The organism is Pseudomonas sp. TAE6080 (assembly GCF_018732265.1).
In the GTDB taxonomy this organism is placed as follows: domain Bacteria; phylum Pseudomonadota; class Gammaproteobacteria; order Pseudomonadales; family Pseudomonadaceae; genus Aquipseudomonas; species Aquipseudomonas brenneri.
In genome coordinates this window covers 124,850-137,852 of the sequence record NZ_JAHIDY010000008.1, presented here as the reverse complement: position 1 = coordinate 137,852, position 13,003 = coordinate 124,850, and the positions used below count along the sequence as shown (strand labels likewise).

At 61.4% G+C, this 13,003-nt stretch carries 10 protein-coding genes; 4 read left to right on the top strand and 6 right to left on the bottom strand.

From position 1 onward, the window contains the following. Window positions 1–9 precede the first annotated feature (9 nt). The 4 genes from wecC to acnA all read right to left on the bottom strand — a co-directional run bounded on the left by wecC (window position 10) and on the right by acnA (window position 6,384). Window positions 10–1,272 carry a UDP-N-acetyl-D-mannosamine dehydrogenase gene (gene wecC, locus KL786_RS08725; RefSeq protein WP_215517335.1) on the bottom strand — a complete coding sequence of 421 codons (1,263 nt, stop codon included), beginning with the start codon at window positions 1,270–1,272 and terminating at the stop codon, window positions 10–12. Then, window positions 1,269–2,420, bottom strand: a complete 1,152-nt coding sequence (gene wecB, locus KL786_RS08720; protein ID WP_215517334.1) for a non-hydrolyzing UDP-N-acetylglucosamine 2-epimerase — start codon at window positions 2,418–2,420, stop codon at window positions 1,269–1,271. The genes wecC and wecB overlap by 4 nt, the downstream gene beginning before the upstream one ends. A 221-nt stretch (window positions 2,421–2,641) precedes the next feature. Continuing rightward, on the bottom strand, window positions 2,642–3,433 hold the full coding sequence (locus KL786_RS08715; protein WP_032863328.1) for a CPBP family intramembrane glutamic endopeptidase: 792 nt from the start codon (window positions 3,431–3,433) through the stop codon (window positions 2,642–2,644). A gap of 209 nt (window positions 3,434–3,642) precedes the next feature. Beyond that, complete coding sequence (gene acnA, locus KL786_RS08710) at window positions 3,643–6,384, bottom strand: aconitate hydratase AcnA (protein WP_215517333.1); 2,742 nt, start codon at window positions 6,382–6,384, stop codon at window positions 3,643–3,645. A gap of 190 nt (window positions 6,385–6,574) precedes the next feature. Here acnA and rlmM point away from each other — a divergent pair, with 190 nt between their 5' ends. Both rlmM and tusA read left to right on the top strand, forming a co-directional pair. Then, window positions 6,575–7,648: a 23S rRNA (cytidine(2498)-2'-O)-methyltransferase RlmM gene (gene rlmM / locus KL786_RS08705; RefSeq protein WP_032863326.1), complete on the top strand. Its 1,074-nt coding sequence runs from the start codon at window positions 6,575–6,577 to the stop codon at window positions 7,646–7,648. 38 nt (window positions 7,649–7,686) lie between these two features. Then, on the top strand, window positions 7,687–7,938 hold the full coding sequence (gene tusA, locus KL786_RS08700; RefSeq protein WP_032863325.1) for a sulfurtransferase TusA: 252 nt from the start codon (window positions 7,687–7,689) through the stop codon (window positions 7,936–7,938). A gap of 142 nt (window positions 7,939–8,080) precedes the next feature. On the opposite strand, the gene KL786_RS08695 is transcribed toward tusA, so the two are convergent. Further along, window positions 8,081–9,463 (bottom strand): MATE family efflux transporter, encoded by a 1,383-nt coding sequence (locus KL786_RS08695; protein ID WP_215517332.1) that lies wholly within the window; start codon window positions 9,461–9,463, stop codon window positions 8,081–8,083. Between the two features lie 142 nt (window positions 9,464–9,605). On the opposite strand from KL786_RS08695, the gene pdxB reads away from it, so the two are divergent. Then, window positions 9,606–10,751 carry a 4-phosphoerythronate dehydrogenase PdxB gene (gene pdxB, locus KL786_RS08690; RefSeq protein ID WP_215517331.1) on the top strand — a complete coding sequence of 382 codons (1,146 nt, stop codon included), beginning with the start codon at window positions 9,606–9,608 and terminating at the stop codon, window positions 10,749–10,751. Between the two features lie 43 nt (window positions 10,752–10,794). Here pdxB and KL786_RS08685 read toward each other — a convergent pair whose 3' ends face one another. After that, window positions 10,795–10,968: a PA1571 family protein gene (locus KL786_RS08685; RefSeq protein ID WP_032863322.1), complete on the bottom strand. Its 174-nt coding sequence runs from the start codon at window positions 10,966–10,968 to the stop codon at window positions 10,795–10,797. Between the two features lie 245 nt (window positions 10,969–11,213). On the opposite strand from KL786_RS08685, the gene KL786_RS08680 reads away from it, so the two are divergent. Then, window positions 11,214–12,989 (top strand): ABC transporter transmembrane domain-containing protein, encoded by a 1,776-nt coding sequence (locus tag KL786_RS08680; protein ID WP_215517349.1) that lies wholly within the window; start codon window positions 11,214–11,216, stop codon window positions 12,987–12,989. Window positions 12,990–13,003: the final 14 nt, after the last annotated feature.

Sequence of the window (13,003 nt, the reverse complement as noted above, 5' to 3'; positions counted from 1 at the left end):
GCCACCCCCTCAGGCCGCCAGCACGCCGGCAGCGTCAATCACCAGAAGGTCCGCGCCCCTGCTGGACATCGAGGCGAATTCGCGGTGTTTGACCAGCAACACATGAATCTGTGCGCGCTCCAGAGCGTCGGCGGTATCGGTCAATGAGTGCATGGACATGTCAGTGGGCAGCGCCTCAATGTTCGGCTCCACCAGCAACAGCGTTACCCCAAGCTCCTCCCCCAACTGCCGGGCGATAAACAGTGCAGGGCTCTCGCGTAGATCATCAATGTCGGCTTTGAACGCCAGGCCATAGCAGGCAATGCGTACGTTGCCGGCCCGCAAGTCCGCGCGCTTGAGCAACAGGTTTGCCAGTGCCAGCTTGACCTGTTGGATGACCCACTGCGGCTTTCTGTCATTGACTTCGCGGGCCGTGCGGATCAATTGCGCCAGCTCAGGGGTCTTGCTGACGATGAACCACGGGTCGACGGCGATACAGTGGCCGCCGACCCCTGGCCCTGGCTGGAGTATGTTCACCCGCGGGTGATGGTTGGCCAGGCGAATCAGTTCCCAGGGGTTGATTTTCAATTGTGCACAGATCATTGAAAGCTCATTGGCGAAGGCGATGTTGACGTCGCGAAAGCTGTTTTCAGTGAGCTTGCACATCTCTGCCGTACGCGCGTCGGTAATGATGCACTGGCCTTTGACGAACGTCTGGTAGAGCTGTGCGGCGGCAGCGGAACAGGCGGGCGTGATGCCACCGATGATCCGGTCATTGCTCACCAGTTCGCGTAGGACATGGCCCGGCAACACCCGCTCCGGACAGTGGGCAACACGGATATCGCTGGCTTCGCCATGGGTGGTGGGGAAGGTCAGGTCGGGGCGCGCCCGGGCGAGCCACTGGGCCATGCGCTCGGTGGTGCCCACCGGTGAAGTGGATTCAAGGATGACCAGGTCGCGCTTTTTCAGAACCGGGGCTAGGGCTTCGACAGCCGCCCTGATGTAGCTCAGGTCAGGCTCATGGTTGTCCTTGAACGGTGTGGGGACGGCGATCAGGAACGCTTGCGCAGGCTCCACCGTGGTGGTTGCTCGCAGATAGCCCTGGGTGATCACCGCATGTACCAAAAGCTCCAGTTCGGGCTCGACAATATGCACGGCCCCGCGATTGATGATGTCCACGGTGCTCTGGTTGATATCCACCCCGATCACCTGCTTTTTGCGCGAGGCAAAAATGGCGGCCGTCGGTAAGCCGATATAGCCGAGGCCCATCACACAAATCCTTGCAACACTCATGCAACTGCCTCGCTCTTTTGAGCAAGGCTCAACAGCGCAGCACGAATGCGGATGCACGCATCGCCGTCGCCATAAGGGTTATGGGCGATGCTCATTTGCCGATAATCGGCTTCGTTTTCGAGCAGCCTGCTCAGGTGGTGGGTGATACAGCCGATATCGGTGCCGACCAGCTTGACCGTCCCCGCTTCGACCGCTTCGGGGCGCTCGGTGGTATCGCGCATCACCAGCACCGGCTTGCCCAGCGCGGGTGCCTCTTCCTGGATACCCCCTGAGTCAGTGAGGATCAGGTACGCACGGGTCATCAGGTATACGAACGGCAGATAGTCCTGGGGAGCGATCAGATGCACATTGTCGATCCCCGTCAGCAGGCGCTTTACTGGCGTCTGCACATTGGGGTTCAGGTGTACCGGATAAACAAAGGCTACCTCTGGAAAGCAGCGGGCGCTTTCGGCCAGGGCTTGGCAAATGCGTTCAAAGCCGTCGCCAAAGTTTTCCCGGCGGTGGCCGGTCACCAGGACCATGCGTTGCCCCTCGGGCAGGAAGGCGAATTGGCGATCCAGCGCGATACGCAGCGGTGATGAGGGGGGGCCCAGTTTCTCTACCGTACTGAGGAGCGCATCGATCACCGTGTTCCCTGTGACATGGATGCGTTCAGGTGCGATGCCTTCATTGAGCAGGTTCTGCCGGGATGTGTGCGTCGGCGCAAAATGAATCGTCGCCAGGCTGCCGGTCAGGCGCCGATTGCCTTCCTCGGGCCATGGCGAGTAAAGGTCGTTGGTGCGCAGCCCGGCCTCGATGTGGGCAATCGGGATCTGCCGGTAATAGGCTGCGAGGCTCGCGGCAAAGGTGGTGGCAGTGTCGCCATGAACCAGGATCACATCCGGCTTGAAGTCGTCCAGCACCGCCTGCAGCCCCTGGATGATGGCCGTGGTGACATCTGTCAGGTTCTGGCCGGCCTTCATGAGGTTCAGGTCGTAGTCGGGCACCAGTTCAAACAGCTCAAGCACTTGGTCCAACATCTCGCGGTGCTGCGCGGTGACACAGACTTTCGAGTCGAAATGGACATCGCTTGCCAGTTGGAGCGCCAGGGGGGCCATTTTTATGGCTTCTGGACGAGTACCGAAGATGGACAGAGTCTTGAGAGACATGGGGGAGGATTCTTATTGGATGCCTGATACAAAGGCGTGGGTTCCCTCAACACAGTCCCGGCACATCAAACCTGTGCTGGTTGGGTGAGTACGAAAGCTCCTAGGCATTCTTGCCGAACAGCGTTGTGGGTGACCACTGACTGTTCGGCTAGGTTTATCGAACTCTGAAAACAGCAAAGCCGCCCGAAGGCGGCTTTGCTGTTCAGTGAGTAGGGACTGGTTCAGCCCGCCAGCATCGGATAGGTAAACAACCCAAAATGCAGCAGATTCAAGCCAAAGTGCGTAGCAATCGCCGCGCCCAGGCCACCGAAGCGGTACGCCAGGCCATAACCCGCGCCGGCGATACTGGCCAGCAGTACCCATTGCCAGCCAGCGCCCACATGTACAAGGCCAAACAGCAGCGAGGCCAGCAACAAGGCGAGGTTTTCGCCATAGGGCAGTTGCTGGAAGCGTCGGCTCAAGCCGCCCTGGATGTAGCCGCGAAACAGCGCCTCCTCGACCAGGGTCACCAGTAACAGGTTGTTCAGCACCCATAGCCATGCCTGGTCCGGCCATTTTGGCGCCCAACTGATGATGCCCAGCAGCACCGCACCGCCGAGGGCGGCAATCGTTGTCAGGGTCAAGGCCAGGGCCGTGGCATAGATCGACAGGCGCAACGGGCGGCGGGCGACGATCCATGGACAGGCGAGCAGCAGCCACAAGCCAATCAGCGGTTTGTCCTGGTTCAAGTACATCGAGAAGGGCACCGCATCGGCGGTGAAGCGCTGCGGGTCGATCCCGCGACCGTTGTAGAAACCGGGCAGCCAATGCATCGCCAGGCCCAGGGCCAGTACGATGAACAGGCCATGGCCGAGGTAGCGCGCCCATGGGTTGCGTTGTTGGCGCACGGCATACCCGGCCACCAGTAACAGGCCGATAGATACCAGGGCCAGTAAACCCAGTTGCCCGTAGGTCAGGGCCAGTCCATAGCCAATGGAAAGAAGTACCAGGTACAGCCAGGGTAAAGCGGGCATTGAAAATCCTTACACGGGTCGATGTAGGAGCGAGCTTGCTCGCGAAAAATCTCAAGGCACCTCGCGCGCCCAGGCTGCCCGCGTTTTCGTTGGCGACCTTCGCGAGCAGGCCCGCTCCTACAGGGAAATAGGTGCGCATTATAGCGGCGGTGACTGAACGCTAAAATGAAAACACCGCCCGAAGGCGGTGTTTTGTCTGGCCTGGCGCGTTAGGAAGCAATCAACTGACGCAGCACGTAATGCAGAATCCCACCCGCCTTGAAGTATTCCACTTCATTGAGGGTGTCGATCCGGCACAGCACCTCGACCTTCTCGCTGCGGCCATCTTCGCGAGTGATCACCAGCGTCAGGTTCATGCGTGGCTCGACCTCGGCAGCGGTCAGGCCCAGGATGTCGATCTTCTCCTTGCCGGTCAGCTTCAGCGCCTTGCGGTTCTGGTCCAGCTTGAACTGCAACGGCAGCACGCCCATGCCCACCAGGTTGGAGCGGTGGATCCGCTCGAAGCTCTCGGCAATCACCGCCTTGACCCCTAGCAGGTTGGTGCCCTTGGCAGCCCAGTCACGGCTGGAGCCGGTGCCGTATTCCTGGCCGGCGATCACCACCAGCGGCGTGCCGGACGCCTGGTATTGCATGGCGGCGTCGTAGATCGGCATTTTCTCGCCTGTCGGGATGTAGAGGGTGTTGCCACCTTCTTCGCCGCCGAGCATTTCGTTGCGGATACGGATGTTGGCAAAGGTGCCGCGCATCATCACTTCATGGTTGCCGCGCCGTGAACCGTAGGAGTTGAAGTCCCGTGGTTCCACGCCCTGTTCGCGCAGGTAGTGGCCGGCCGGGCTGTCGGCCTTGATATTGCCGGCCGGGGAGATGTGGTCAGTGGTCACCGAATCGCCGAGCAGGGCCAGGATATTGGCGCCTTGCACATCCTTGATCACCGGCAAGGGGCCGGCGATGTCATCGAAGAAGGGCGGGTGCTGGATATAGGTGGAGTCCTTTTGCCACACATAAGTCGCAGCCTGTGGCACTTCAATGGCTTGCCACTGTTCGTCACCGGCAAACACCTCGGCGTATTCCTTGTGGAACATGCTGGTGCTGACTTGCGCCACGGCGTCGGCGATCTCCTGGCTGCTGGGCCAGATATCGCGCAGGTACACAGGCTGGCCATCCTTGCCGGTGCCCAGGGGCTCGCTGCTGATGTCGATCCGCACGGTTCCGGCCAGCGCATAGGCCACCACCAGCGGCGGCGAGGCCAGCCAGTTGGTTTTCACCAGCGGATGCACGCGGCCTTCGAAGTTACGGTTGCCGGACAGCACTGACGCCACGGTCAGGTCGGCTTTCTGGATGGCTTTTTCGATCGGTTCCGGCAGTGGCCCGGAGTTACCGATGCAGGTGGTGCAGCCGTAGCCGACCAGATCGAAGCCCAGTTGATCGAGGTACGGCGTCAGGCCGGCGGCGTTGTAGTAGTCGGTGACCACCTTGGAGCCCGGTGCCAGGGAGCTTTTTACCCACGGCTTGCGGGTCAGGCCCTTTTCCACGGCTTTTTTTGCGACCAGGCCGGCGGCCATCATCACACTCGGGTTGGAAGTGTTGGTGCAGGAGGTAATGGCGGCGATCACCACCGCGCCGTTCTTCAGGCGATAGGTCTGGCCTTCGAAGTCGTAGTCGGCTTCGCCTACCAGGTCGGCATTGCCCACGGCGACACCGCCGCCGCCTTCGCTTTCCAGGCGACCTTCCTCCTTGCTCGCCGGCTTGAACTGCAAGTCGAGAAAGTCAGTGAATGCCTGGCTAACGTTGGGCAGCGAGACCCGGTCCTGCGGACGTTTCGGCCCGGCCAGGCTGGCTTCGACGCTGCCCATGTCCAGGGCCAGACTGTCGGTGAACACCGGTTCTTCACCGGCCTTGCGCCACAGGCCCTGGGCCTTGGTATAGGCCTCGACCAGCTTGACCGTGGCGACCGGGCGGCCGGACAGGCGCAAGTAGTCCAGGGTCACTTCATCCACCGGGAAAAAGCCGCAGGTGGCGCCATATTCCGGTGCCATGTTGGCAATCGTGGCGCGGTCGGCCAGGGGCAGGTCGGCGAGGCCGTCGCCATAGAACTCGACGAATTTGCCCACCACGCCTTTTTTACGCAGCATCTGCGTGACGGTCAGCACCAGGTCGGTGGCGGTGATGCCTTCTTTCAATTTGCCGGTGAGCTTGAAGCCGATCACTTCCGGGATCAGCATCGACACCGGCTGGCCGAGCATCGCCGCCTCCGCCTCGATACCGCCCACGCCCCAGCCCAAAACGCCAAGGCCGTTGATCATCGTGGTGTGGGAGTCGGTGCCCACCAGGGTGTCGGGGAAGGCATAGGTACGGCCGTCTTCGTCTTTGGTCCACACCGTGCGGCCCAGGTATTCCAGGTTGACCTGGTGACAGATGCCCGTACCCGGCGGGACCACGCTGAAATTATCAAAGGCGCTCTGGCCCCAGCGCAGGAACGCATAGCGTTCACCGTTGCGCTGCATCTCGATATCGACGTTTTGTTCGAAGGCGTCGGCATTGCCGAACTTGTCGACCATCACCGAGTGGTCAATTACCAGGTCCACCGGCGACAGCGGGTTGATGCGCTGCGGGTCGCCACCGGCCTTGGCCACGGCGGCGCGCATGGCGGCCAGGTCGACCACGGCGGGCACGCCGGTAAAGTCCTGCATCAGCACCCGGGCCGGGCGGTACTGGATCTCGCGGTCGGAGCGGCGCTCGTTGAGCCAGGCGGCAAGCGCCTTGAGATCGGCGCCGGTCACGGTTTTTTCATCCTCCCAGCGCAGCAGGTTTTCCAGTAGCACCTTGAGGGACATTGGCAGTTTATCCAGGTCACCCAGGCTCTTGGCGGCTTCGGGCAGGCTGAAGTAGTGGTAAGTCTTGCTGTCGACTTGCAGGGTCTTAAGGGTTCTCAGGCTATCAACGGATGACATTACATAACTCCTTATGGTCCGCACGGCTACGGACCTGACGGGACGAACAGAGCTTCTAACCTAGCCTTGTTTTCAGTAGCTGGCTAATAACTGGACTCTATGGACAAGTCCAAGGTTCCGAAGTCAGTTATCATGCGCGCGTTTTCATGACAGGCATTGCGATAGAGCAAGCCAGTTGCCAGGAGAGTTGATGAACACCCTTTTTATGCACTGCCGCCCGGGTTTTGAAGGCGAAGTCTGTTCCGAGATCGCGGAACACGCCGCGCGCCTGAACGTTTCGGGCTATGCCAAGGCCAAGACCGGCAGCGCCTGCGCCGAATTTGTCTGCACCGAGGAAGACGGCGCCCAGCGCCTGATGCGCGGCCAACGCTTTGCCGAGCTGATCTTCCCGAGGCAGTGGGCGCGTGGGGTTTTCATCGATTTGCCGGAAACCGACCGCATCAGCGTCATTCTTGCGCACCTGCGGGACTTCCCGGTGTGCGGCAGCCTGTGGCTGGAAATGGTCGATACCAATGACGGTAAGGAGCTGTCGAACTTCTGCAAGAAATTCGAAGTGCACCTGCGCAAGGCCCTGCTGGGCGCCGGCAAACTGGTGGAAGATGCCAGCAAGCCGCGCCTGCTGCTGACCTTCAAGAGCGGCCGCGAAGTGTTCATGGGGCTGGCCGAGTCAAACAACTCGGCGATGTGGCCGATGGGGATCCCCCGCCTGAAATTCCCCCGCGACGCACCCAGTCGCTCGACCTTGAAGCTGGAAGAGGCCTGGCACCACTTTATCCCCCGGGACCAGTGGGACGAGCGCCTGCACGGTGACATGACCGGCGTAGACCTCGGCGCAGCGCCAGGCGGCTGGACCTGGCAACTGGTCAACCGCGGCATGCTGGTGACGGCGATCGATAACGGGCCAATGGCCGAAAGCCTGATGGATACCGGTCTGGTGCAACACTTGATGGCCGATGGTTTTACCTTCACCCCCAAGCAGCCGGTGGACTGGATGGTCTGCGATATCGTCGAGAAACCGGCGCGCAACGCGGCCCTGCTGGAAACCTGGATCGGTGAAGGGCATTGCCGCGAAGCGGTGGTCAACCTCAAGTTGCCGATGAAGCAGCGTTACGCCGAAGTGAAGCGCCTGCTGGAGCGCATCGAAGAAGGCTTCAAGGCGCGGGGCATTCGGGTGGAGATCGGTTGCAAGCAGCTGTACCACGACCGCGAGGAAGTCACCTGCCACTTGCGCCGTCTGGACGTAAAGAAACCCAAGGCCCGGTAAGCGCAACCTTGTAGGAACCGGCTGTTTAGGAGTGAACGATGAGTGACATTTTTGACCCTGCCGTCGACGGCACCCTCGACGCCACCGGCCTCAACTGCCCGGAACCGGTGATGATGCTGCACCAGCACATCCGCGACCTGGCGCCCGGCGGCCTGCTCAAGGTCATCGCGACTGATCCCTCGACCCGCCGCGATATCCCCAAGTTTTGCGTGTTCCTCGACCATGAACTGGTGGAGCAGCGCGAAGAGGCTGGCACTTACCTGTACTGGATCCGCAAGAAGTCCACTTGAGGCGGATGTCTACTGTAGGAGCGAGCTTGCTCGCGAAAAACCTGAGAGCGACGCAGGGTGTCAGTTTTCTCGCGTTATCGTTAACGTTTCTCGTCGGAACGCCGCCCGGAGACAAGCTCGCTCCTACAGTGGGCGGACGCGCTTAAACCTGGCGAATGCGTTTGCGCGCACTACGTGCCAGGCGCACCACCAACATGGCCGCCGCGCAACTGAGGCCAACGATCAGCCCCTGCCACAAGCCGCTCGGGCCGTTGGCCTGGCCCAGCCAGTCGGTCAGCCCCAGCAAGTAACCGACCGGCAGGCCCACGCCCCAATAGGCGAACAGGGTCAGGATCATCGTCACCCGGGTGTCCTGATAGCCGCGCAAGGCGCCTGCCGCCGTGACCTGGATCGCATCGGAAAACTGGAACAGCGCCGCAAACACAATCAGCATCGCCGCCACCTGGACCACCAGCGGGTCGGCGGTGTAGATCGTGGCGATCTGCTCGCGGAACAACAACATCAGGCTGCACGACACGCAGGCATAGGCCAGTGCGGTGCCCATCCCCACGCCTGCGGCAAAGCGCGCTTCGCGGGGCTCGCCACGGCCCAGGGCCTGGCCGACGCGTACGGTCACCGCCATGCTCAGGGAGTAGGGAATCATGAACACCAGCGAGCTGAAGTTCAGGGCGATCTGGTGCCCGGCCACCACGGTCGCGCCCAGGCTGCCGATCAGCAGGGCGATCACCGCAAAGATGCTCGACTCGGCAAAAATCGCAATGCCGATCGGCAGGCCAATGCCCAGGATGCGCTTGATCACCGCCCACTGTGGCCAGTCGAAGCGCTTGAACAGCTCGCTGGCCTGATAGACAGGTGCCCAGCGGGTCCAGCCGGCGAAGCCCAGCATCATTGCCCACATCACAATCCCGGTGGCCCAGCCGCAGCCCACGCCGCCCATGGCCGGCACACCGAAATGACCATAGATGAACACGTAGTTCAGCGGAATATTCAACGCCAGCCCGGCCAGTCCGAGGATCATGCTTGGACGTGTGCGGCCCAGGCCGTCACTGAAACAGCGCAGCACGTAATACAGCGCCACTGCCGGCATGCCCGCGGCAATGCCGTGCAGGTAGCCCATGCAGGGTGCGATCAGTTCGGGGTCGACATTCATCGCATGCAGGATCGGTTCGGCGCTGATCAGCAGCACTGACGCGGTACACCCCACCACTAGCGCCAGCCACAACGCCTGGCGCACCAGCGGGCCGATCTCGGTGTGGCTGCCGGCGCCAAAGCGCTGGGCGACTTTGGGGGTGGTGGCCAGTAAGGTGCCAGTCATCAACAGATACACCGGGATCCAGATGGAGTTGCCCAGGGCTACCGCCGCCAGGTCCCGCGAACTGACGCGCCCGGCCATCACCGCATCGACAAAGCCCATGGCGGTGGTTGCCAGTTGCCCGATCATGATCGGCAGGGCTAGCGCCAACAGGCTATGGACTTCCCGGCGAACGCGGGCAGGGCGGGAGAGGGGCAGAGTGGCAGTGTTCACGTACAGATGTCCGATAAGGGGGAGCGCAGGACGGCGCATTCTACGCCTTGACGGGTGAGTCAGGAAAATACCTGTGTAGCGGATTTGTAAACGTTCCACGGGCCGGTGCCTGTACACTGCGGATCCGCCAAAGGAGCCTGCCATGCTGATTGTTGCCGACGAAAATATCCCGCTGCTCGATGCGTTCTTCGAAGGGTTTGGCGAGATCCGCCGGGTGCCAGGGCGTGCCATCGACCGCGCCGCGATTGAACAGGCCGATGTGTTGCTGGTGCGTTCGGTGACCAACGTCAACCGTGCGCTGCTGGAAGGCACGCCGGTGCGTTTTGTCGGCACCTGCACCATCGGTACCGATCATTTGGACCTCGACTACTTTCACAAGGCCGCTATCCAATGGTCCAGCGCGCCGGGCTGCAACGCCCGGGGGGTGGTGGACTATGTGCTGGGCAGCCTGCTGACCCTGGCCGAAATCGAAGGGTCGGACCTGACCCGGCGCACCTATGGCATCGTCGGTGCCGGTGAGGTAGGTGGGCGGCTGGTCAAGGTACTCAAGGGCCTGGGCTGGAACGTGCTGGTCTGTGATCCGCCGCGCCAGGTCGCCGAAGATGGTGATTACGTCAGCCTGGAACAGATCATCGAACAGTGTGATGTGATCAGCCTGCACACCCCGCTGAAAAAGTCCGGCAGTGGCTCGACCTGGCATTTACTGGATCGCCAGCGTCTTGAGCAGCTCAAGCCGGGCACCTGGCTGATCAACGCCAGCCGTGGCCCGGTGGTGGATAACGCGGCGCTGCGCGAGGTGTTGCTGGAGCGCGAAGACCTGCAGGCGGTGCTGGACGTGTGGGAAGGCGAGCCGCAAGTGGATGTCGAATTGGCCGAGCTGTGCGTGCTGGCAACCCCACATATCGCCGGCTACAGCCTGGACGGCAAGCAGCGCGGCACCGCGCAGATCTACCAGGCGTTGTGCACGCACCTTGGTCAGCCGGCGACTATTTCGTTGAGTGACCTGCTGCCTGAACCCTGGCTGGCCGAGGTCACCCTCAATGCCAGCACCGATCCGGCCTGGGCCCTGGCGACGTTGTGCCGCAGCGTCTACGACCCGCGCCGTGACGATGCGGACTTTCGCCGTAGCCTGGTAGGAACAGTGGAAGAACAGCGCAAGGCATTCGACCTGCTGCGCAAGCACTACCCGGAGCGCCGCGAGATCGATGGTTTGAAGGTGCGGATCAATGGTGAGTCGCCAGCTTTGTCGAGCATCGTCGCCGCACTGGGAGCACAAAAAAACGCATAAAAAAACCGGCCACTGGGGCCGGTTCTGAAAGAGCTGGGGCGTATCAGCCTTGCTGGGCAGGCTTGACCAGTTTCTGCTCCAGTTCGGCGCACGCGCCCTGGATCATCTCTTCGGTAATCTGCACTTCGCGACCCTGGGCATCGATGTACGAGCAGGGCAACTGCTGTGGCTGGCGGATTACTTCAACTTTGTCAGTGCTGCTGGTTTGCAAGGACATGGCCTGTCTCCTCATCAGGTTGTGTACCTACTCTAATTCCCCCGCGTGACCGAGCTGTTACAACTCCAGGGCCCGTCGGTGGATCGAATGCCCAGTCCAGCAGAAATCGCGCCGAATTTCCAGCCGGACTTTAGACCGATAGCCTCTAGGGCCTAGTCTTGCCGGGCATAATTAACCTGACTCATTGTGATTTACCCAAGTTCAATCCGATTGCGGTGTAGGCTTGAGGGTGTCTTCCTCAGGTGATGCTCTCCATGCTTTCAGCCCGTCAACGCCGCGCCATCCGCCTGGCCATGCGCTTTATCGCCCCGTATCGCTGGCAGGCCGTCGGTGCCTTGCTCGCCCTGATTGTCACCGCAGGGATTACCTTGTCCATGGGCCAGGGCATCCGCCTGTTGGTGGATCAGGGTTTCATGACTCAATCGCCGCACCTGCTCAACCAGTCCATCGGCCTGTTCATGATCCTGGTGCTGGGCCTGGCGGTGGGCACCTTTACTCGTTTCTACCTGGTGTCGTGGATCGGTGAGCGTGTGGTGGCAGACATTCGCAGGCTGGTGTTCAACCATCTGATCTACCTGCATCCAGGGTTTTATGAAAACAATCGCAGCTCGGAAATCCAGTCACGCTTGACCGCCGACACCACCTTGCTGCAATCGGTGATTGGTTCATCCCTGTCGCTGTTCCTGCGCAACGCATTGATGGTTATCGGCGGGATTGTGTTGCTGTTTGTCACCAATCCAAAACTCACCAGCATCGTGGTGGTGGCGTTGCCGCTGGTGCTGGCGCCGATCCTGATTTTCGGCCGCCGCGTGCGCAGCCTGTCACGCCTGAGCCAGGACCGGATTGCCGACGTCGGCAGCTACGTGTCTGAAACCCTGGGCCAGATCAAGACGGTGCAGGCCTATAACCATCAGGTGCAGGATGAGCAGCGCTTCGCCGTGACGGTCGAGGACGCATTCACCACCGCGCGCAAGCGTATCGTGCAGCGCGCTTGGCTGATCACTTTGGTGATTGTGCTGGTGCTGGGCGCCGTGGGCGTGATGCTGTGGGTGGGCGGCATGGATGTGATCGCCGGGCGGATCTCCGGTGGCGAACTGGCGGCCTTTGTGTTCTACAGCCTGATCGTGGGCAGCGCCTTTGGTACCTTGAGCGAAGTGATTGGCGAGTTACAGCGCGCGGCCGGGGCGGCGGAGCGGATCGCCGAGTTATTGCAGTCGCGCAATGAAATCCAGGCCCCGCCCGATGGTGCGGTCAAGCTGCCAGAACGGGTCAGTGGTCGCCTGGAGCTACAAAACCTGCATTTTTCCTACCCGTCGCGTCCCGATCGCTACGCCATCGATGGGCTGAGCCTGAGCATCAATGCCGGTGAAACCCTGGCTTTGGTTGGGCCGTCCGGTGCCGGTAAATCAACGATTTTTGATCTGTTGCTGCGTTTCTACGACCCGCAACAGGGGCAAGTGCTGCTGGAAGGCCAGCCGCTGAGCGCATTGGACCCGTTGGATCTACGCCGCTGTTTTGCCCTGGTATCCCAGAGCCCGGCGCTGTTTTTTGGCAGCGTTGAAGAAAACATCCGCTATGGCAACCCCAAGGCCACGCCCGCCCAGGTCGAAGAAGCGGCGCGCATCGCCCACGCCCATGATTTCATCCTGCAAATGCCCCAGGGCTACCAGACACATCTGGGGGATGGTGGCATGGGCCTTTCCGGTGGGCAGCGCCAGCGCCTGGCCATCGCCCGGGCCTTGCTGGTCGATGCGCCGATCCTGCTGCTGGACGAAGCCACCAGCGCCCTCGACGCCCAGAGCGAGCATCTGATCCAGCAGGCGCTGCCGCAACTGATGGAAGGGCGTACCACCCTGGTGATCGCCCACCGCCTGGCCACAGTGAAAAACGCCGACCGGATTGCGGTGATGGATCAGGGGAAATTGGTGGCGGTGGGCACGCATCAGCAACTGATCGCCACTAATGCGCTGTATGCGCGCCTGGCAGCCCTGCAATTCAACGACAATCACGAAGCCCTATAAAAAATGCCCGCGTT